General features: G+C 52.3%; 22 protein-coding genes and 1 tRNA gene. 5 read left to right on the top strand and 18 right to left on the bottom strand.

Translation table 11 applies throughout. From position 1 onward, the window contains the following. Nucleotides 1-37: 37 nt before the first annotated feature. Genes NQF89_RS01990 through NQF89_RS01980 form a run of 3 tightly spaced genes read right to left on the bottom strand, consistent with a single transcriptional unit; the run spans nucleotide 38 to nucleotide 2,178 of the window. On the bottom strand, nucleotides 38-1,012 hold the full coding sequence (locus tag NQF89_RS01990) for an NAD-dependent epimerase/dehydratase family protein (protein ID WP_266137367.1): 975 nt from the start codon (nucleotides 1,010-1,012) through the stop codon (nucleotides 38-40). Then, nucleotides 1,009-1,509, bottom strand: a complete 501-nt coding sequence (locus NQF89_RS01985) for a DUF192 domain-containing protein (protein WP_407652336.1) — start codon at nucleotides 1,507-1,509, stop codon at nucleotides 1,009-1,011. The genes NQF89_RS01990 and NQF89_RS01985 overlap by 4 nt, the downstream gene beginning before the upstream one ends. A 21-nt stretch (nucleotides 1,510-1,530) precedes the next feature. After that, nucleotides 1,531-2,178, bottom strand: coding sequence for an MBL fold metallo-hydrolase (locus NQF89_RS01980; protein ID WP_155572463.1), 648 nt, complete (start codon nucleotides 2,176-2,178; stop codon nucleotides 1,531-1,533). A gap of 406 nt (nucleotides 2,179-2,584) precedes the next feature. Here NQF89_RS01980 and NQF89_RS01975 point away from each other — a divergent pair, with 406 nt between their 5' ends. Further along, nucleotides 2,585-3,235 (top strand): CHAP domain-containing protein, encoded by a 651-nt coding sequence (locus tag NQF89_RS01975; protein ID WP_266137366.1) that lies wholly within the window; start codon nucleotides 2,585-2,587, stop codon nucleotides 3,233-3,235. A gap of 40 nt (nucleotides 3,236-3,275) precedes the next feature. On the opposite strand, the gene NQF89_RS01970 is transcribed toward NQF89_RS01975, so the two are convergent. The 9 genes from NQF89_RS01970 to rfaD form a co-directional block, all read right to left on the bottom strand. Beyond that, nucleotides 3,276-3,731 carry a 23S rRNA (pseudouridine(1915)-N(3))-methyltransferase RlmH gene (locus tag NQF89_RS01970; RefSeq protein ID WP_155572465.1) on the bottom strand — a complete coding sequence of 152 codons (456 nt, stop codon included), beginning with the start codon at nucleotides 3,729-3,731 and terminating at the stop codon, nucleotides 3,276-3,278. A gap of 27 nt (nucleotides 3,732-3,758) precedes the next feature. Beyond that, entirely contained in the window at nucleotides 3,759-4,148 is a 390-nt protein-coding gene (gene rsfS / locus NQF89_RS01965) for a ribosome silencing factor (protein WP_155572466.1), read from the bottom strand. Beyond that, the gene (locus NQF89_RS01960; protein WP_407652343.1) at nucleotides 4,141-4,728 is read right to left on the bottom strand and encodes a nicotinate-nucleotide adenylyltransferase; all 588 of its coding nucleotides are present in this window, start codon (nucleotides 4,726-4,728) and stop codon (nucleotides 4,141-4,143) included. Before NQF89_RS01960 ends, rsfS begins: the two co-directional genes overlap by 8 nt. Nucleotides 4,729-4,818: 90 nt before the next feature. Further along, the gene (gene ychF, locus NQF89_RS01955) at nucleotides 4,819-5,913 is read right to left on the bottom strand and encodes a redox-regulated ATPase YchF (RefSeq protein WP_099026660.1); all 1,095 of its coding nucleotides are present in this window, start codon (nucleotides 5,911-5,913) and stop codon (nucleotides 4,819-4,821) included. Nucleotides 5,914-5,994: 81 nt separating this feature from the next. After that, a complete protein-coding gene (gene pth, locus NQF89_RS01950) occupies nucleotides 5,995-6,564 on the bottom strand; it encodes an aminoacyl-tRNA hydrolase (protein ID WP_266137365.1) in 570 nt (189 codons plus the stop codon). Between the two features lie 15 nt (nucleotides 6,565-6,579). Further along, the gene (locus NQF89_RS01945) at nucleotides 6,580-7,209 is read right to left on the bottom strand and encodes a 50S ribosomal protein L25/general stress protein Ctc (RefSeq protein ID WP_266137364.1); all 630 of its coding nucleotides are present in this window, start codon (nucleotides 7,207-7,209) and stop codon (nucleotides 6,580-6,582) included. 105 nt (nucleotides 7,210-7,314) lie between these two features. Further along, entirely contained in the window at nucleotides 7,315-8,097 is a 783-nt protein-coding gene (gene pgeF / locus NQF89_RS01940) for a peptidoglycan editing factor PgeF (RefSeq protein ID WP_155572467.1), read from the bottom strand. Further along, nucleotides 8,094-8,921: a prolipoprotein diacylglyceryl transferase gene (gene lgt, locus NQF89_RS01935; RefSeq protein ID WP_266137363.1), complete on the bottom strand. Its 828-nt coding sequence runs from the start codon at nucleotides 8,919-8,921 to the stop codon at nucleotides 8,094-8,096. Before lgt ends, pgeF begins: the two co-directional genes overlap by 4 nt. Then, nucleotides 8,918-9,898 carry an ADP-glyceromanno-heptose 6-epimerase gene (rfaD, locus tag NQF89_RS01930; protein WP_155572468.1) on the bottom strand — a complete coding sequence of 327 codons (981 nt, stop codon included), beginning with the start codon at nucleotides 9,896-9,898 and terminating at the stop codon, nucleotides 8,918-8,920. The genes lgt and rfaD overlap by 4 nt, the downstream gene beginning before the upstream one ends. 152 nt (nucleotides 9,899-10,050) lie before the next feature. Between rfaD and NQF89_RS01925 the strand changes: the two genes are divergently transcribed. From NQF89_RS01925 to NQF89_RS01910, 4 genes are all read left to right on the top strand, one after another. Continuing rightward, entirely contained in the window at nucleotides 10,051-10,335 is a 285-nt protein-coding gene (locus tag NQF89_RS01925; protein WP_155572469.1) for an accessory factor UbiK family protein, read from the top strand. A gap of 20 nt (nucleotides 10,336-10,355) precedes the next feature. Then, the gene (gene proC, locus NQF89_RS01920) at nucleotides 10,356-11,168 is read left to right on the top strand and encodes a pyrroline-5-carboxylate reductase (protein ID WP_155579804.1); all 813 of its coding nucleotides are present in this window, start codon (nucleotides 10,356-10,358) and stop codon (nucleotides 11,166-11,168) included. 72 nt (nucleotides 11,169-11,240) lie between these two features. Continuing rightward, nucleotides 11,241-11,903 (top strand): TetR family transcriptional regulator, encoded by a 663-nt coding sequence (locus tag NQF89_RS01915; RefSeq protein WP_230880549.1) that lies wholly within the window; start codon nucleotides 11,241-11,243, stop codon nucleotides 11,901-11,903. Nucleotides 11,904-11,974: 71 nt separating this feature from the next. Next, nucleotides 11,975-12,049: transfer RNA gene (locus tag NQF89_RS01910), tRNA-Gln, on the top strand. A gap of 112 nt (nucleotides 12,050-12,161) precedes the next feature. Here NQF89_RS01910 and NQF89_RS01905 read toward each other — a convergent pair. The 6 genes from NQF89_RS01905 to mlaD form a co-directional block, all read right to left on the bottom strand. Next, complete coding sequence (locus tag NQF89_RS01905; RefSeq protein ID WP_155579803.1) at nucleotides 12,162-13,022, bottom strand: hypothetical protein; 861 nt, start codon at nucleotides 13,020-13,022, stop codon at nucleotides 12,162-12,164. A gap of 596 nt (nucleotides 13,023-13,618) precedes the next feature. Then, complete coding sequence (locus NQF89_RS01900) at nucleotides 13,619-15,655, bottom strand: NAD(+) synthase (protein ID WP_155572472.1); 2,037 nt, start codon at nucleotides 15,653-15,655, stop codon at nucleotides 13,619-13,621. 31 nt (nucleotides 15,656-15,686) lie between these two features. Continuing rightward, on the bottom strand, nucleotides 15,687-16,217 hold the full coding sequence (locus NQF89_RS01895) for a disulfide bond formation protein B (protein WP_155572473.1): 531 nt from the start codon (nucleotides 16,215-16,217) through the stop codon (nucleotides 15,687-15,689). Between the two features lie 92 nt (nucleotides 16,218-16,309). Continuing rightward, a complete protein-coding gene (locus tag NQF89_RS01890; RefSeq protein WP_196424550.1) occupies nucleotides 16,310-16,969 on the bottom strand; it encodes a DUF2155 domain-containing protein in 660 nt (219 codons plus the stop codon). 5 nt (nucleotides 16,970-16,974) lie between these two features. Next, nucleotides 16,975-17,229, bottom strand: a complete 255-nt coding sequence (locus NQF89_RS01885; RefSeq protein WP_155572475.1) for a hypothetical protein — start codon at nucleotides 17,227-17,229, stop codon at nucleotides 16,975-16,977. 10 nt (nucleotides 17,230-17,239) lie between these two features. Continuing rightward, entirely contained in the window at nucleotides 17,240-17,806 is a 567-nt protein-coding gene (gene mlaD / locus NQF89_RS01880; protein ID WP_155572476.1) for an outer membrane lipid asymmetry maintenance protein MlaD, read from the bottom strand. Nucleotides 17,807-17,867 lie beyond the last annotated feature (61 nt).

The raw sequence follows: 17,867 nt of genomic DNA, 5'->3' as shown, positions 1-17,867 counted from the left end.
CAAAAAATAGGAAAATGAAAAAAACTTTTCATTCCTCTCATAAAGGTGAGTTTTGCATGAACCACGCACCAAAACTCTGTACGCCATCCTCCAGCGAGGTCCGAGCGCGCCATGGAACAGTTTGCTGAAGCAATGTTGTATCAGCCCATGTTTTTAAAACATCTTCGAATGGTTTTGGAGCTCTCTGCACAATAGCCTTTTGACCCAAAGCTACCTCTAGCCCCTTGATAAGCTCCGCCACAGGGCGTGGCTGACCATAGCCAACATTAAATACGCGGCTTGTGCCCCGCTGAGGTGGTGTATCCATCAATAAGAGAATCGCCTCTACAACATCATCAATATAGGTGAAGTCCCGTGCGAGGCCGGCTTCGTCCCACAATGTCAGGGGAATACCATCCCGAATCGCGCGGGCAAAACCATAACACGCCATATCGGGTCGCCCCATTGGGCCATAGACTGTAAAAAACCGTAAGCCTGTTTGCGCAAACCCGTAAAGATGACTGTATGTCTGCGCAGTAAGTTCGTTCATCCGTTTAGTTGCTGCATAAAAGGACGCCTGCCCTTCTAAAGGCACGGATTCGGAAAATGGCAACGGAGTCGCTGGTCCGTAAACCGAAGACGAAGACGCATAAAGGCTGTGCCTTAAATGCGGTAAAACACGGCATGCTTCTAATAAGGACACCTGCCCTGCTATATTATCCTTAATATAGGCATGAGGATTCAGGCGCGATTGCCGCACGCCTGCTCGCGCCGCGAAATGCAACACCGTATCAATTTCTGTATGTTTGGCGAGGAGCGTTGTGAGAGCGTCTTGGTCGCATACATCCATTTTAACATATTGAAACCGCGCCATCCCCCGTAAGGAAGCAAGCCTTAAAGGGGCTAGGGCGGGGGCTGATTGCTCTGTGTCGATTCCTAAAACGCTCCAGCCCTGTGTACATAGAGCCCGTGCGACATAAGAGCCAATAAAGCCTGCAACGCCCGTTATGAACGCTACCCGTGAATTACTCACTCTACGGAGCCTGACAAAGCAAGACTTGTAACGCGATCCCCAACAACAATCCCTAAAGTTTCGGTCGTACCCGCAGGTAGTTCTAACACAGCACGAACAGGACCATGACTACTAATAATGCCTTCACTTAAAGGGGTTGTGCGCTCTTCTATCGCATGAATACGATTCTGATCATCTATAAAGACCATATCAAGCGATACATAAGTGTTCTTCATCCACATGGCGGTGTTTTGCGCGACCGGCCAAATGAATAACATGCCTTGATTGGCAGGAATCTGCTTGCGAAACATCTCCCCAACCTCTTGCTCATGTGGGGTCTTGGCGAGCTCTACCGTAAAAGGATGTTTTTGTCCTTTTTGGTCGGTAATCGTTAAAGAAACGGACGGTAAAGGAGGTTGTGCTTGTGTTATGGGCTCTGCCGCCTGCGTACTATAAAATCCCCCACAGCAGCCTCCAAGAATAAGGATACAATACCCTATTATCTTTCCTAATTTCACAGCTCTCTCCTCCTTAAAGCCCTACCGTTGGAAGGCTGGATTATGGCGACGTTCCTCACCTATTGTGGTGGGTAAGCCATGCCCGGGCAAAACGACTGTCTCATCTGGCAAGCAAAACAGCCGCTCCCAAATGCCTTCTAACAACTGACGCCCATCCCCATAAGGGAAGTCCGTCCGCCCCACAGTGCCACGAAAGAGCGTATCCCCCGTTAAAGCAAGCTTTTCCTCATGCCATAAAAACACAACATGCCCCGGTGTATGACCGGGAATATGTGCGACTTCTATCTTGCACCCTAAGAAAGACAGAATCTCCCCATCACGCAGAAAGCGATCGGGCTCTACACTTTTCATCCCCTCTAACCCCAATGTGGCGGCTTGTTCTTCAATCCTTTGCAGAAGAAACGAATCCTCCTTGAGGGGCCCAAGAATCGGAAACTCGCTTTTTTGCCGCGCCTCCACTATTTTTTTGAGGTCTGCCGCACCACCTGCATGGTCTAAATGCCCATGAGTGAGCAGAATCGCCTCTAACTGTAGCCCCTCCAGCTCTTGGGCTAAGCGCACGCTCTCCCCACCGGGATCAACAATAACTGCACGACCCAACTGGTCTGACAGGATAGTGCAATTTTGCCGAATCGGTGTAACGGTTACTTTTCGCAGCGTTAATGTCATGAAAAAACCTATAATCCATGTTATATTGCCCCTATAATTTATAGGCTCTCATGACATTCAACAAGAAATGACCCCTTATCACGGCGAAGAGCCTTATTTTTGACAAAATATTCTTTAAAATAAAAGTTAAATGAAGCGAGCTTAATATCTGCACCATCTTTACAATCGAAGATTATGTCTCTCTTTCTATATTGTTGGTAAATATTTAGTTAAGGTCTTTTTTATTCTTCTCAAAATCTTTCTTTATTATTTATGTTTACCAATGTTAAATCTTGTTTAGATTATATGCTCATGAAAAGCTGATATTTAACTTGTCATAAAGATAGAGTCTCTGGTATATCCCTCCTCATCGTCGGGTAAAACGACATTCATTTCGGTTTGGATTTGTAAGACGGGAAGATGCACCATGCGCCGTACCGGTAAGCGGTTATTTTTATCATGCTTGATTTTTTCTGCAGCGGCCTGTTGTACCCCTAACGCAGAAGCACGTCATTATACGCGTCACGCAAGCCGATTGATAAAAACAGGTCATGGAAGCCATAGAACATCCCGTCATCACGGGCATATTCTCCAGTGTGTTGCTTTCGTCCGTCAAAATACAGATTTCAATATTCGTGGGAATGCACGTGACTGGTGGAGCCATGCTGAAGGGATTTATGCCCGTGGTACACAACCAGAGGCGGGAGCTGTGCTAAGCTTCCGTCCCACACGCCACATGCCTCTCGGCCATGTCGCTGTGGTCCGCAAACAGATTGATAGCCGCACCATCCTCATTGACCAATCCCATTGGAGCTCCAACGGCGTCAGCCGTAATGTGCGTGTTGTGGATGTCTCTCCTGCCAATGATTGGTCAGCTGTTCGCGTGGCTCTTGCTGGTAATGATGGCCGCTTGGGAAGCATCTACCCAACACATGGCTTTATTTATGCGCGCAGCGAAGGGAGCCAGCCTGTCAATGCACCTATTCGTAACGTATTGGCAGAAAACACCCACCTAGAGACGGCCTCTGTTCCTTCCGATATTTTTGGCGAGGAAGCCCCGAGCCGCTCTCTCCAATAAGACCTCTGTAGAAAAAACTTCCTTAAAAGCCGCCCCCCCCCTAGGGACGCCCGGCTTTATGATATGGATGCCCCGTTTGAATCGCTTGCGCTCGGAAAAGCTGCTCTGCGAGCATCACACGCACAAGCATATGAGGCCATGTCAGCTTGCCTAGTGAGAAAAGAGCATCGGCGCGCTGAATAATAGCGGCATCTAGCCCTTCTGCCCCGCCAATCATGAAGCACACAAGTCGGCCTGTTTCCTGCCATTGCTGTAACTTTGCAGCAAAAACGGGACTATCCATCAGCGGGCCACCTTCATCCAATACAATAACAAACGCATTATCGGGACAGGCCGCTAAAAGGGCGTCAGCCTCTCGCCGTTTTTGTTCAGTAGGGGAGCCACGCCCTTGAGCAACCTCAACAACTTCAAGCTTGGGCCGCAGCCGTGCCCTATAACGTGCGAGTAACTCTTGCTCTGGCCCAGCTTTTAACTTCCCAACGGCGATGAGCTTCATCCCATATGCCCCACGCCTTGTTGTCTCTTACTCAACGGCGATTTCTTCATCCGCATGGTCAAAATCGCCGCCCCACATGCGCTCTAACGCGTAAAGCTCCCGGCTTTCTGGCATAAAGAGATGTACTACAACATCGCCAGCATCCAACAAAACCCAATCGCTCCCTTGTTCCCCTTCAATCTGCGGGCGAGCTAGCGACTCTTCTTTTAAACGGGTTTCTAAATGGTGGGCCATAGCGGAAATCTGACGCTCAGACATACCAGAGGCAATAACCATGCGCTCCGCAAAACCGGCGCGGCCTGTCAGGTCCAATGTAATGATATTCTCAGCTTTATCCTCATCCAAACTCTCGGTAATGACGGATAAAAGGCGGGCCAACCGTGCCTCATGAGACGAAGGGGAGGAGGATTTAGTCATGGTGATAATCGTTTTTACTCCTAATGGCGCGCAAAGCCGTTGATGAAATAGCGTTTTGAGGGGCTAGTAAAAAGGTCCAGCCCGGCCCCCCTTCTGCTTTTAGCAAAAGAGACGCTGCCCTGCCATCATGACGATACCGCCGCAAAACAGAACTCGCGCGCCCTTTTAGCGCAGGGATGACACTTCCAGGCCGCGGTAATACCGCTATGGGGACCAAATGAGCCAGCTTCCGCCAACCACGCCAGCGGGAGAACTGCGCTAGGCCATCCGACCCCATAAGCCATATAAAACGACAATGAGGGAAACGCTGCTTGAGCAACGCCACTGTCTTAACCGTAAAATGCTGGCCTAATTGATGCTCAATATCCACAGCGATGATGCGCCGCCCATCAGCAAGGTGCCGCGCGCTGGCTAAACGCTGCGCAAAAGGGGCCATCCCTATGCGGGATTTTAGCGGATTCCTCGGCGAGACCATCAGCCAAACTTGATCGAGCTGCAAATGTGCCAGAGCTTTACGGGCAAGTTGAATATGCCCTTCATGCGCTGGATTAAACGACCCCCCAAGGAGACCGATACGCATATGCCGCCCATCGCCGAATCGCGACATTGCTGCCCCTAAAGGACGCTTACGCGATGAGCGATGAACGGTCTGTGCCTTCATCAATAACAATCACACATTAAAGCGGAAGAGCAGCACATCGCCATCTTGTACGACATAATTCTTGCCCTCTACGCGCAATTTACCAGCCTCACGCGCACCAGCCTCGCCTTTATAGGTGACATAATCATCATAAGCGATGGTCTCACACGCAATGAAGCCACGCTCAAAATCATTATGAATCACGGCCGCGGCTTGGGGAGCTTTAGTGCCCGCGGTGATTGTCCAAGCGCGTGTCTCTTTTGGCCCAACAGTAAAATAGGTTTGCAGGCCCAAAAGCCGATAGCCAGCAGCAATTACGCGGTCCAATCCGCTATCTTTCAGCCCCAAACCATCGAGGAACTCAATGCGCTCCTCCTCCTCAAGCTGACTGACTTCTGCCTCAATCGCCGCAGAAACAATCACAACGCCCGCCCCTTCTGCCTCGGCGCGTTTTTTCACCTTTTCTGAAAGGGCATTACCGGTGGAAGCCGCGGCCTCCTCCACATTACAGACATAAAGAACAGGCTTTGTTGTCATAAGCTGAAGGCGCGCAACTTCAACCTCCTTCCCCGCAGGGATGGCCGTGCGAGCTGGTTTGCCTGCTTGCAACGCCGCTAATAGAGGCTCCATAAGCTCTAGCTGCTCTTTCGCCTCACGGTCATTGCCACGGGCGCGCTTTTCCAAACCTGTTTTGCGGCGTTCTAAGCTTTCTAAATCCGCCAGCATTAATTCTGTCTCGATGATGTCAGCATCACGCACAGGGTCCACACCACCCTCTACATGGGTAATGTCATCATCTTCAAAACAACGCAGCACATGGATGATGGCGTCCACCTCACGAATATTCGCAAGGAACTGATTACCAAGTCCTTCCCCTTTGGAGGCCCCCCGCACCAGACCAGCAATATCCACAAACTCTAGGCTCGTGGGTAAAATACGCTGGGACTGCCCCACTTTAGCAAGGACCTCTAGCCGCTCATCAGGCACAGCCACGCGGCCCGTATTAGGCTCGATCGTGCAGAAAGGATAATTTGCCGATTGCGCCGAGGCCGTTTGCGTCAACGCATTAAACAAGGTGGATTTGCCAACATTGGGGAGGCCCACGATCCCACAATTGAACCCCATGCACTCTCTCCCATTTTCCTAAAATGCCGCTGTTTTATGGTCTGCCTTTATCCCATAGCAACGCGCATATTACAATTTACCTTAGCTCCGCCACAGAGCTGTCTTTGTCATAAAGGCTTCTGGCTCATCCTGCGCGAGTAATGGAGTCGCATAGGCCAGCTCATCTAACCATCGCTCTAAATCTGGCCGCTCCGTGCTAGAGAAGTCCCCCAACACATGGCCATGCACCCGCTCCCGGCTACCGGGATGGCCAATGCCTAGACGCACCCGCCAATAATTAGGGCTAGGCAATGCTTTATCCATAGAGCGCAACCCATTATGGCCCGCTGCACCGCCCCCTTGCTTGACGCGCATTCTCCCAAAAGCGAGGTCCAACTCGTCATGAAAAACAGTCATATCCTCAAGGGGGATTTTATAAAAATGCGCGGCTTGCTGCACGCTCTCGCCAGAGAGATTCATGTAGGTCAGCGGCTTGAGGAGAAGAATCTTCTGCCGCCCGACCATACCTTCTGCCGTCTCCCCGCGAAAACGCTTACGCCACGGGCTAAAACCGTGGCGTAGCGCAATCGCATCAACGGCCATAAAGCCGATATTATGCCGGTTGCGGCTCATTGACGCCCCCGGATTACCGAGTCCGATCCAGAGCTTCACAACCGCATAACCTCTTTATTTGGACTCAGCAGGAGCCGCTGCGCCTTCAGCCTCAGCACCGGCCTCAGGCTCCTCCTCCACTGTTGGCGGAGCGATAGAGGCAATCACAAAGTTGGGGATATGCAGCGTTGGTGTTGCATGCTCCGTGCCTTGGAGGTCATCCCAACGCACATTGTCGTTGATGTCTAGCTTGCTGAGGTCCACAGTGAAATGCTCTGGAATATTCTCAACAGGCACTTCCACATCCACAGAGTGACGAGCAATGTTCAGCACACCGCCGCGCCTAATGCCGGGGGCGTCTTCCTCACCGGTAAAGGTGATGCCAACCTGCACATGCACGCTCTGGCCGGGGACCAAACGCAGGAAGTCGATATGAATCGGCGCATCAGACACCGGATGGAACTGAATATCACGAATCAGCGCGTGAACTTGCTCACCACCAATATTGAACTGATAAAGGCGAGACTGCCAGCTACCGCGATGCAGCTCCTTCATGATGATGCGGGGGTCGATGGAGACGAGGGCCGGCTCCTTCTTACCACCATATACCACGCCAGGGACGAGCCCTTCACGTCGTGTAGCGCGCGCTGCCCCCTTACCTGCTTTGGCGCGCTGGGAGATCTCCAGTGTCGTTATTTTCGCCACGTTATACGCTCCTGCGTTCTAAAAATGAATATAACCGTACGGCCTCCAGGGGTGCCTACGGCTGCTCTGCCCTAACCGAAAAACACGTAAAAGACAATTTTTTTATCACGATGATGGTGTAATTGCTCGAATAATAGAAAGCTGCCGCCCTGTCCGCCCATCACCTCTCAGCGTAGCTCGGCGATGGCTGAAGAAGCATGATTCCGCTGCGGTATCACGCCCTACCCACTCTGCGCGCACATGAAGAGCCTCTAACCGCGCACGACAAAATGCGGGAAGGTCGAACTGGTAATGCCCAGTGCGTGCAGCCGGTGTAAAGAACCTCTCCCCAGAGGACTCATGAGCCAATACAGCGCACCGCATATCCTCACCGACCTCGTAAGAAGCAGGCGCAATGCACGGACCAATCACGGCGCGAATCCCCTCGGCCCCCAAAGCGCGCATCTGCTGTACCGTAGCTTCCAACACACCGGCTACAGCCCCGCGCCACCCCGCATGAGCAGCCCCAACAACACGCCCATCATGCGAGGCAAATAACACAGGCGCGCAATCTGCTGTGGCAATCCCTAGTGCAATGGTGGGGCAGTCCGTCACCAGGCCGTCCCCTTCTGGCAAAGCACCACAAGAGAAGGACGGCACATCTTCAGAGCCTCGCAACGTCACGACCTCTGCTCCATGCACTTGTTGGAGGGCGGCGAGATGCACCTCCTCCACCCCTACAAGTGCGGCAATACGCCGTCTATTTTCCTGCACATAAGTAGGGTCATCCTGCGTATTGACCCCGCCATTCAAACTCTCATAAGGCGCGCGTGACACACCGCCTTGCCGCAAGCAAAAGCCATGCGGGACAGGCAATAAAGATGAATGAATGACCGGCGGCAAACTCATGACGTTACCCAATCACGCTCCCGCGCAGGACGGCGGAAGGCATAGACCATCAGCGCAATCCCCGCGATGGCCATAGGCACACAGAGCAACTGCCCCATTGTGGTGCCCCCAGCAAGGAAGCCGATATTATCATCAGGCTGGCGGAACAGCTCACAAAAGGCGCGTGCGAACGCATAGCCAAAAAGGAACAAGCCAGAGAGAAAGCCCGCCCGCGCCCGCAAAACAGGCCGCCCCACGGCCATCAACATAATGATGAATAATAAAAGCCCCTCTGTTAGGGCCTCATATAACTCAGAAGGATGGCGCGGCTCTGGCCCAACGGCTGGGAAAATCATCGCCCATGGCACCGCATGGACTACAGGCCGGCCCCATAATTCCCCATTGATGAAATTAGCACAACGGCCTAGCCCCAACCCAATAGGCACCACCACGACAATCCGGTCCGCAAAGGCAAGGAAGTTCAGACGCCGCCGCCACGTAAACCAAGCCAGCGCGATAATGACCCCTGCTGCCCCACCATGAAAGGACATACCGCCCCGCCATGTTGCAAACATCTGCAACGGATGAGCTAGGAAGAAAAGAGGACGATAAAAAAGGACATAGCCTAAACGCCCCCCCACCAATACGCCAAGCACGGCATAGACGAGAAAGTCATCCACAGCGAGACGAGTAGCAACCTTCGGCCCTAATTGAACCAACTTCCGTGCGATAGGCAGGGCTATGAGAAATGCCGTTATATAAGCAAGCGCATACCAACGGACCACCAATGGCCCTAGATGAAACGCCACCGGGTCCAACCCCGGAAAGATAAGCGGTTGTGTCACAAATACGGCCTTCCTGATGCCAGATAATCTTTAATATAAAAGCGGATACCATCTTCTAAGCTGGTAAAGGGTGCATCATACCCCGCTTTACGCAGTGCCTTCATATCCGCCTGCGTAAAGGATTGATACTGCCCCTGTAAGCTTTCTGGCATAGGAATATACTCGATATTTACCCTTTTCCCTGCCGCATCGCATACAGCCCGCGCAAGGGATTCATAAGAGCGTGCCTGCCCTGTCCCGCAGTTAAACAACCCACTGACTGTAGGATGCTCCAACAGCCAGAGCAGCACCTTCACCACATCCCCAACCCAGATGAAATCCCGCTTCTGCTCGCCATCGGCTAAGCCGGGTTTATCTGATTGAAAGAGCCGCACAGGGTTGCCAGCCATGAGCTCATCATATTTTACCTTAATGACCGAAATCATCCGCCCTTTATGATATTCATTCGGCCCATAGACGTTAAAGAACTTCAACCCCGCCCATTGCGGGGGAGTAGGCTCGCCCGCCTCTATCGTCCGCTTTACCCAGAGGTCGAACGCGTGCTTAGACCAGCCATATAAATTGAGTGGTTGGAGCGCCTCGATAGACTCCAACCCATCTTGAAAGAGGGCGGGTTGGTCTGCCGCGCCATAGGTCGCTGCGGAAGACGCGTAGAGAAATGGGACCTCCTGCTCTGCACACCATCGCCATAGCTGCTGAGAGAGGGCAACATTACTCTGCCATACAAGGTCACCATCCCGCGCTGTAGTCTCGCTAATGGCCCCCATATGAATGACAGCCTCCACCCCCTTCGCCTCTGCCAAAAACGCCGTTAAGCCCTCTGGCGGCACGATAAGATGAGGGGGATGCGTGGCAAGGTTACGCCACTTCCCTTGGTCGTGAAGATAATCCACAATAACAGTCCGCCGCCCCTGCTGAAACAGAGCGTGATGCAGACAAGACCCAATAAATCCGGCTCCACCGGTGACGATAATCATTCTTCCTGTATAGTCTGGTAGAAAGCAGTATCCAACATAAGAACGCACAGAAATGAGGGAGAATTGGTTGACAGACCTACCTTTGCTTCTGAAAGAATTGCGGCAGACAGATAGGTCCGTTTTGGAAGACCACCTATAAAGGAGTTAATAATATGGCCATACGCCCCCGTTTCTTCGATGATATAGCCGGCTTTGCTGGAACGGCGTTCTCTGCCGCGACTGGTGTACGCGAGGAGATTCATACGCTTATTCGCAGCCAGATTAACGAGATTCTTTTCTCCCTTCATCTTGTCCGCCGTGATGAGTTTGAGGCCGTGCAAGAGATGGCAAGCCACGCTCGCCTCGCTCAAGAAAAGGCCGAGCATCGCCTCGCTGCGCTAGAAGCCCGTTTAGACGAGCTAGAGCAAAGCCTTACTGCTCCTTCCTCACAGCGTTAATCCCTTTTTGGAGTTTCCTCATGACCATCCCTACACTTCTTCTCGTTGGTTGCGGCAAAATGGGCGGGGCCCTTATGCGTGGGTGGGTAAGCAGCCCAACCCCGCCGCGCATCTTTATCCTAGACCGTAAGCTCCAAGACGCCCCGGCAGGATGCACCATCTTCCGCACGCCAGAGGAGATTACGCCTGACGTAAAACCCGATATTATCGTGCTGGCCGTTAAACCTGCGGGGGCAGAGGCGATGCTCTCATCCCTTAAAACCGTTTTGGGCGAGCGGATGAATCATACAGCTCTCCTCTCTGTCATGGCTGGTAAGAGCTGCGAAAAACTAGCAAGCTGGTGTGGCCGTGCGGATATGCCTGTCATCCGCACCATGCCCAATACGCCATCCTGCGTTGGGGCCGGGGCAACGGGGCTTTATGCCTCCCCCCATGTCAGCCAAGCGCAAAAGGACCTCGCCATCCGCTTGATGGAACAAGTAGGTACCGTTGTTTCCGTCCCGCATGAGGAGGACCTCCGTACCGTCATTGCCATTGCTGGCTCTGCCCCGGCTTATGTATTCTACCTTGCTGAATTGCTGGAGAAAGTCGGGCAAGATTTCGGCTTAGACGCTCATGCTTCACGCGCTCTTGTCCGTGGCATGATTTATGGTGTTGGCAAGATGCTCCATGAACTTCCTGAAGATGCAGAAACACTCCGCAAAAACGTCACCAGCCCCAACGGCACAACCGCTGCGGCTTTGAGCGTCTTTATGAAGGAAGAACATTGGCCACGCCTCATCCCTGAAGCGGCCAAAGCTGCGATTAAACGCTCACGCGAGCTTGATGATTAACCATCCCATCGGACCGGTGGAACATAACCCGCTCTATCGGTCCATCTCACACGCTTAGGCATAAAACGCATAATGATGACCAATTCCCCCCACGACCCTTCTTTTGACAGGGCGATGATTGATGCCACGTTACAGCTTGCTCAGCAGCATGGTTGGCAGCGTACCTCCCTCGTAGAGGCAGCGCGCGAAGCAGGCTTGCCCCTCGCCCGTGTACGCCAACGCTTCCCCTTTAAAGCGATGATTTTATTACACCTGAATCGCCACATTGATGAAGCGGCCCTCTGTGGGGAACGCTATGGCACCACCGTGCGCGAGCGGCTTTTTGACCTCCTCATGCGCCGCTTTGATGCAATGCAAGATTATCGTGCAGGACTATGCGCTGTCATGCACACTCTCCCCCGTGACCCAGCCCTAGCGGCCTTCCTCGCTGCAACGACAATGGAAAGCCTACGCTGGATTGCCGATGCAGCCGGGCTAGAGTGTCGCGGCTTGGGAGGCATCATCCGCCAAAATGCTCTGCTCGCCTTATGGTCGCGTACCATTGTCAGTTGGGAGAAAGACAGCTCACCAGACCTCACTACGACCATGCAAACACTTGACCAAGCCCTTACTCGTGCGGAGCGGCTGGGTTTGCTCAAAGCGGCATCCTCTCATCACCTCTCCGATTCTCCCTTACAGGATGAAGGCGGACTGCCCGACTATGTCGCCCCCAAAGATGAGGACGAGATTTTATAACATCTTATGTAAAAAAAACGCTTACGCACCCTTTACCCATTCGTCTGTTCGGGATATTAAGGAGCCAGCGTTGGGGCGTAGCCAAGCGGTAAGGCAGCGGATTTTGATTCCGCCATGCGGAGGTTCGAATCCTCCCGCCCCAGCCAATGACTCTCCCAAAAATTAAGATAAAAAATACCGCCCCATCGGGACGGCATTCTTGTACGCTCTGTATACAGCTCATAAAAAATCACCCCTCCGAAGAGGGGTGAGTATCTATTAGAAGCTATGGAAATCTTTAGGATGCAACTGCTGTTGGTCCAAGAAGGTAATCTGACCTTGGTCGTTTGGCAAATCAACCGTCACATTACCACCAGTGATTGACTGATGCTCAAGCATCTGACCAATCTCCTGCTGAGTTGCTTTAAGCCCAACCTGATTGCCTGCAGCCTTCCCGAAATCGGCGATGGTATAATGCCCGCCCTTATTATTCAGGAACTGGAAGAGATTAGCAGACCCACTACCGCCGCTTAATGTCGCGCCAGCATTGGTCCCGTCAACCGTGTTCTGAACCGAAATCGTATCAGAGGCATCACCACCTTTGATGGTGTCCCCAAGGCCAGCAAGCGCATCCAAAGACTGATGGGAGTTCGAAGCATCAAACAGAATATTATCTGCGCCCGGTGCTGCCCCATAAAATTCTGGACGGAACACGCTGCTCCCATCCGTTGCCTGCTGAGCGTAATGATACACGCTATTAGCGGTGCCAAAGATGGTGGCATTATCCCCGACCGAACGCGTCCCGGAGCCAACACCACCGAGGAAGCTTAGCGTCCCCCCGAGAGAAAGCTGGCTAGAGCTCCCGTTGGTCCCATCTCCTGCAGCAGAAATTGTATCCTGCCCGCCAAGAAAACTTGCCTGAGAATCGTCATCGGAATCCAAAGACTGCCGAAGGTCAAGTCCGTCATTACCCACACCAGAGGAGAGGGATGACATCCCACCTTCGTCATCGTCAAAACCGGAACGGTTCATTAGCGACTGGAAGGAGTTTGCAAATAAAGCACTGAGATCCTGCGCCCCCTGACTAGGAAGCCCAAAGAAATACTGTTGCCGCAAACCTGATACTGTTGGAATTGCCAAGAGACTACACCTTACACAACATAATCATACGACCCAAACTGACAAGCTGCTCTTATTCCGGCCCCTTCTTGCCCTCTGATGACAGAGAGAAGATTAACTACCTTCGTGGCTCCCTCACGTCAGAAGTGAGAAAACTTTATGGCAACCTACAAAGGGCCCCTCCTAAGAGACGCTGTCGGAATTAGGTCGAAATGACCCGCAACCTGTTAACAACAGATAACAGATTAACCAATGGCTTACAAATGTTTTGTGTGTAATTTCTATTCGATTTCAAAATTGATAATGAGAATGTATACGCAATTTTTTGATACATTTTTGATAGAAATCACACAAATATACTGAAACGATAGAGAGGAATAACAAAAAAATTTTCTTATATATTTGTTTGATAAAAATAAATCTTATTTATTTCCAGATAAAGAAAATTATTTTCTCTTTATTTTAGTAGATTTTTTGTATGACTATCCTTGCGGCATTATATGGCCACACAAAAAAATTAACTTTATCATAATGATTTCTGCATCATCGCTCAAATAAGGGGCGCACAGTTATCACGACCCTGCCTTCGCAGAACCCCCTTATAAGGAATTGTCATCTCACAGTTTATACGATTCGATGTCATCCAAATCGGCCAACCATAGAGTCGCCGTACCGTCCGATGGCGCGCGCCAATCGCCCCGAGGCGATAAGCTCCCCCCTGCAACAACTTTCGGGCCGTTAGGCATGGCCGACCGCTTAAATTGGCTTGTGCCAAAGAATCGCTTTAGAAAAACGCGACTCCAATGGATGATTGTTGGCAGATCATAAGCAATACGGTCTTGCTCTGGGTAATTAAGGGGCCACTCACCCTTTTTTGCATCGCCCCACGCATGTAATTGCAAGAAGGCAATCTTCTTAGGTGCGAATCCATAACGCAGAACATAATAAAGCGTGAAATCTTGCAACGCGTATGGGCCAATCATTTGTTGGGTACTTTGCACACCCTGCCCCTGATTCGGCACAAGCTCTGGGCTAATCTCTGCTGCGACAATCGACTCCAACACCGCACGCGCTGCCGGGGATACGCTCTTATCATGACCCGAGGCCCAGCGAATCACATGCTGGATGAGCGTCTTAGGCAGGCCCGCATTAACATTATAATGAGCCATCTGGTCACCGACTCCATAGGTACACCAGCCCAAAGCTAGCTCGGACATATCGCCCGTACCGATGACCAACCCTTGATGATGATTGGCTAGACGGAAAAGAAAATCCGTCCTTAACCCTGCCTGTACATTCTCAAAGGTAATGTCATATACAGCTTCGCCACGCCCATAAGGGTGATCAATCGCTGCCAACATGGCCTGCGCGGTCGGCCTGATATCCAGCTCTCCAGCACGCACACCCAAACTCTCCATCAAGCCATGCGCCAACGCGAGGGACTCGCCGCCTGTGGCAAAGCCGGGCATGGTCCGGGCGATAATTTGCGTCCGCTCCCAGCCAAGACAATCCGCCGCTTTGACCGCCACCAAGAGGGCCAGCGCACTATCTAACCCACCTGACACGCCAATAATCATTGTTTTGGCATGAGCGGCTTTTAACCGCTGGCACAAAGCATGGACCTGAATATTCCATGCTTCCCGGCAATCTTGCTCACATAAGGCAAGGCGCAAAGGCACAAAGGGGAAGCGTGGCACCTCACGCTTTAACCCCCAATCCTGAAGAGGAGGATTTACGGCAAAACGAATCCGGCGAAAGTTTTTCGCGTGAGTTGATGCGAAATACCCCGTCTGGAGTCGCTCCTGCCGCAAACGGTCGAGGTCTATATCAGCGACCACCATATCCCCTTTCGGGGCAAAACGGTCTGATTGGGCAAGGCACTCCCCGGCCTCATAAATCAAAAGCTGCCCATCCCATGCGAGGTCCGTTGTCGATTCCCCCACCGTGGCAGCGGCATAAAGATACGCACTACTCGTCCGCATAGACTGTGCAGCACATAATAAAGCGCGATGCTCGGCGCGCCCAACCGTTACGGGAGAGGCAGAAAGATTCGCAATAACGGTCGCCCCAGCCACCGCCAAAGCCCCGCTTGGTGGTTGCGGTGCCCAGAGGTCCTCACAAATCTCCACCCCGAGGGTTAAACCGGCAATATCCTCTGCCTCAAAAAGCAAATCGGCCCCAAAAGGCACCTCTTGCGTACCAAGCCTGATCGTACCAGAACAACCCGCCCCGCTGGTGAAATGCCGTGCTTCGTAAAACTCGCGATAACGTGGGAGCATAATCTTCGGCACAACGCCCAAAATACGGCCTTTATGAAAGATGACCGCGCAATTATAGAGGCTATCCCCCCAACGCAATGGCATCCCAACAATGCCAACGCTCATGAGGTGAGCCGTGCGCTCCACCAAGGCTAACAAAGCCTCTTGGCTGCGCTCTAACATCAGTTGCTGGAAGAACAAATCCTCCAACGTATAGCCTGTCAGCCCTAATTCTGGGAAAACCGCAATCGCAACCGCTTGCTCATGGCACCGCTCTAACCATTGCTGAAACACTATGGCGTTATGATGAGGCTCGCCCAGCGCAATCGGCGTTGTACATGCAGCAACCCGTGCAAAGCCTTGCCGGTATAAGCATAAGAACTCATCTAAAGCCATAACCGCCCTCCCGCGCTTTCTATCTATAATCTCATGCGTCCACTTGTTGCCGCACAAAGCGGAATAACCGCCATGTTTCCCACAGTGCGAGAACAAACACACCAAACGCATAAAGAGCCGCAAGACTCGTCAGTGACACAGGCAAACCCAACGGGTAATCGGGCTGGTCGCAAGGTTTAGTCGGATGAGCGGGTAAATGTGCCATCCAGTCTTTAAAATCATGCGCTTCGACAGGGGTCACGTGGCATTCCGCCGCGGGGCTGGGCCAAAGCCCATGCTCTACGCCCACATGCAAAATACCTAACCCCACACTCACCAACAAACACACCAACCCTATACAAGCGAGCCAACGCGCATAACGCGGGGAAAAGACCAGAACCAACACGCCAATCCCTATCAGCACCCGCCACGGCCCACGCTCCCACAAGCACAGCTCACAAGGGACCATATGCAAGAAATTTTCCGCAATGAAGGCAATAAGAAGAGCAAAGAGGGCGGATAGAATATAAAGCCCTCCGACACGCCATACAGCACGTATCTGTTGTTTATCCGTAAACAGCATGTCCCTCTCCTTCTTTTATAAACATCACGATGCTTCCATCCACCATACCCCTATGGGGTGGAAAAAGCACTTCATCCCCTCACACCATCCCCTTAGGGCTGCGTCCCTTCACCCTGCCCAGCCTGCGGTGCTGGGGCAGGTGTTGGCGGTAATAAAGAGACGGGCCCAGATGCCCCATTATCCCCTTGATGAACATTCTGCCCTGCCGTGGGAGAGGAGGACTTGCCCTCGCCATCGGCCTCCACATGTGGGGCCCCTGCTGTTGCAACCGACGGTACAGATGGATGGGGCAACGGCCCTACCATAGGGGCCACAGCATCACCATCGCATGAGACGACCTGCACATCATACAACGCCCCAGCATAAGCCCCTAAAGCGGGGTCATTGGTAAACATCCATCCCTCAAATGTAGGGCTGCCAGCCTCTTGGTTTTCCTCAATCTTTACCTGCGCTGCGGCTTGGGCGGGAAGGCCTTCAGGTTTTTGCAAGCAACGCTCTAACGTTAAGGACAAAGTGCCATATTGCACCACCTCCCCAACATGCAGCGAGACAAGCCCGACATGAGAATCCAACCGCCGCATAATGCGCATCACCGCCTGATTACGCCCCTGCCAACTTGTTGCGGGATACGTCGCAGGAGGGGCTACAGCACGCACACCCTCAGCATGCAAGGAGGATAATACCGCCCCACCCAGCATAGAGCCTAACAAACAGACCACCAGCCCCCTAAAACGCCGCTTTTTTACGCCCATAACCCTCATCCTTCCCCCTGTTCCATCGCATCAGCACCATTGGTACTTTTTGTGCCCTCTATGGCCTCTGCGACTATCGCAGCCATAAGCTGCTCCATATGTTGGCGCAAATAAGCAGGGGCTACATCCATCAATAAGGCATCCGCACAAGCCTCTTTAATAACTTGCCGTAACTCCTCCTCATTCTCCCGCAAAACACGCAATTTACCTGTACAATGTATCGGCTGCCCTGCACTATCGAGCCAGTCTTGCTCTGCCATAAAAATGGTCTCACGGGGTCAGTTGAGCAGGGGCTTGTGCTGAGGAAGGATTTGGCTCGGTAGGCGGCGTGGCGGGAGGAGCCTTCTTTTGTAATGAATCCGTGACGGAGAAAATAAACTTGCTCAAAAGTTGCTCTAAACTAATCGCCCCCTGCGTTTCCCCAATCACACCATCTGCTTTTAACATGGTCGCATCCCCGCCAGGGGTGAGGGCAATATATTTCCCCCCTAAGAGAGAATCAGAAGTAATAATCGCACCGCTATCAGCCGGGAGCTGAATATTCGGCGCAACACTGAAAGTTACCTCTGCTTGAAAATTATGCGGGTCCACCTGCAAATGCCGCACATGCCCCACTGTCACACCAGCAAGGCGGACATCCGACCCCACGCCAAGCCCATCAATATGACTAAATGCCGCATGGAGAGGGTAGCCCCGGTCTTGTGGATGCTGCCGCCCGATAAAGGCAATGACAATTAACACCGCTAGAACACCTGCTGCAACAAGCCCTACAGCGAGTTCTAAGCGGTCCTTTCCAGCTCGTCTTACGGCCATATCCCCCACATTGCCCGTAACCATCGCTCTATCCTTTTTACCGTCACAAAACCATCACATGCGTGAATGTCCTTAACGCTCTAGC

It is taken from the genome of Bombella pollinis (assembly GCF_026385485.1).
In the GTDB taxonomy this organism is placed as follows: domain Bacteria; phylum Pseudomonadota; class Alphaproteobacteria; order Acetobacterales; family Acetobacteraceae; genus Bombella; species Bombella pollinis.
This window is presented reverse-complemented; position numbering and strand designations above follow the sequence as displayed.

Excerpts from the sequence above, each read along its gene's own strand:
- NQF89_RS01980 (WP_155572463.1), bottom strand. The coding sequence starts at position 2,178 with ATGACATTAACGCTGCGAAAAGTAACCGTTACACCGATTCGGCAAAAT.
- NQF89_RS01975 (WP_266137366.1), top strand. The coding sequence starts at position 2,585 with ATGCGCCGTACCGGTAAGCGGTTATTTTTATCATGCTTGATTTTTTCT.
- NQF89_RS01970 (WP_155572465.1), bottom strand. The coding sequence starts at position 3,731 with ATGAAGCTCATCGCCGTTGGGAAGTTAAAAGCTGGGCCAGAGCAAGAG.
- rsfS (WP_155572466.1), bottom strand. The coding sequence starts at position 4,148 with ATGACTAAATCCTCCTCCCCTTCGTCTCATGAGGCACGGTTGGCCCGC.
- NQF89_RS01960 (WP_407652343.1), bottom strand. The coding sequence starts at position 4,728 with ATGCGTATCGGTCTCCTTGGGGGGTCGTTTAATCCAGCGCATGAAGGG.
- ychF (WP_099026660.1), bottom strand. The coding sequence starts at position 5,913 with ATGGGGTTCAATTGTGGGATCGTGGGCCTCCCCAATGTTGGCAAATCC.
- pgeF (WP_155572467.1), bottom strand. The coding sequence starts at position 8,097 with ATGAGTTTGCCGCCGGTCATTCATTCATCTTTATTGCCTGTCCCGCAT.
- rfaD (WP_155572468.1), bottom strand. The coding sequence starts at position 9,898 with ATGATTATCGTCACCGGTGGAGCCGGATTTATTGGGTCTTGTCTGCAT.
- NQF89_RS01925 (WP_155572469.1), top strand. The coding sequence starts at position 10,051 with ATGGCCATACGCCCCCGTTTCTTCGATGATATAGCCGGCTTTGCTGGA.
- proC (WP_155579804.1), top strand. The coding sequence starts at position 10,356 with ATGACCATCCCTACACTTCTTCTCGTTGGTTGCGGCAAAATGGGCGGG.
- NQF89_RS01915 (WP_230880549.1), top strand. The coding sequence starts at position 11,241 with ATGATGACCAATTCCCCCCACGACCCTTCTTTTGACAGGGCGATGATT.
- NQF89_RS01900 (WP_155572472.1), bottom strand. The coding sequence starts at position 15,655 with ATGGCTTTAGATGAGTTCTTATGCTTATACCGGCAAGGCTTTGCACGG.
- NQF89_RS01895 (WP_155572473.1), bottom strand. The coding sequence starts at position 16,217 with ATGCTGTTTACGGATAAACAACAGATACGTGCTGTATGGCGTGTCGGA.
- NQF89_RS01890 (WP_196424550.1), bottom strand. The coding sequence starts at position 16,969 with ATGGGCGTAAAAAAGCGGCGTTTTAGGGGGCTGGTGGTCTGTTTGTTA.
- NQF89_RS01885 (WP_155572475.1), bottom strand. The coding sequence starts at position 17,229 with ATGGCAGAGCAAGACTGGCTCGATAGTGCAGGGCAGCCGATACATTGT.
- mlaD (WP_155572476.1), bottom strand. The coding sequence starts at position 17,806 with ATGGTTACGGGCAATGTGGGGGATATGGCCGTAAGACGAGCTGGAAAG.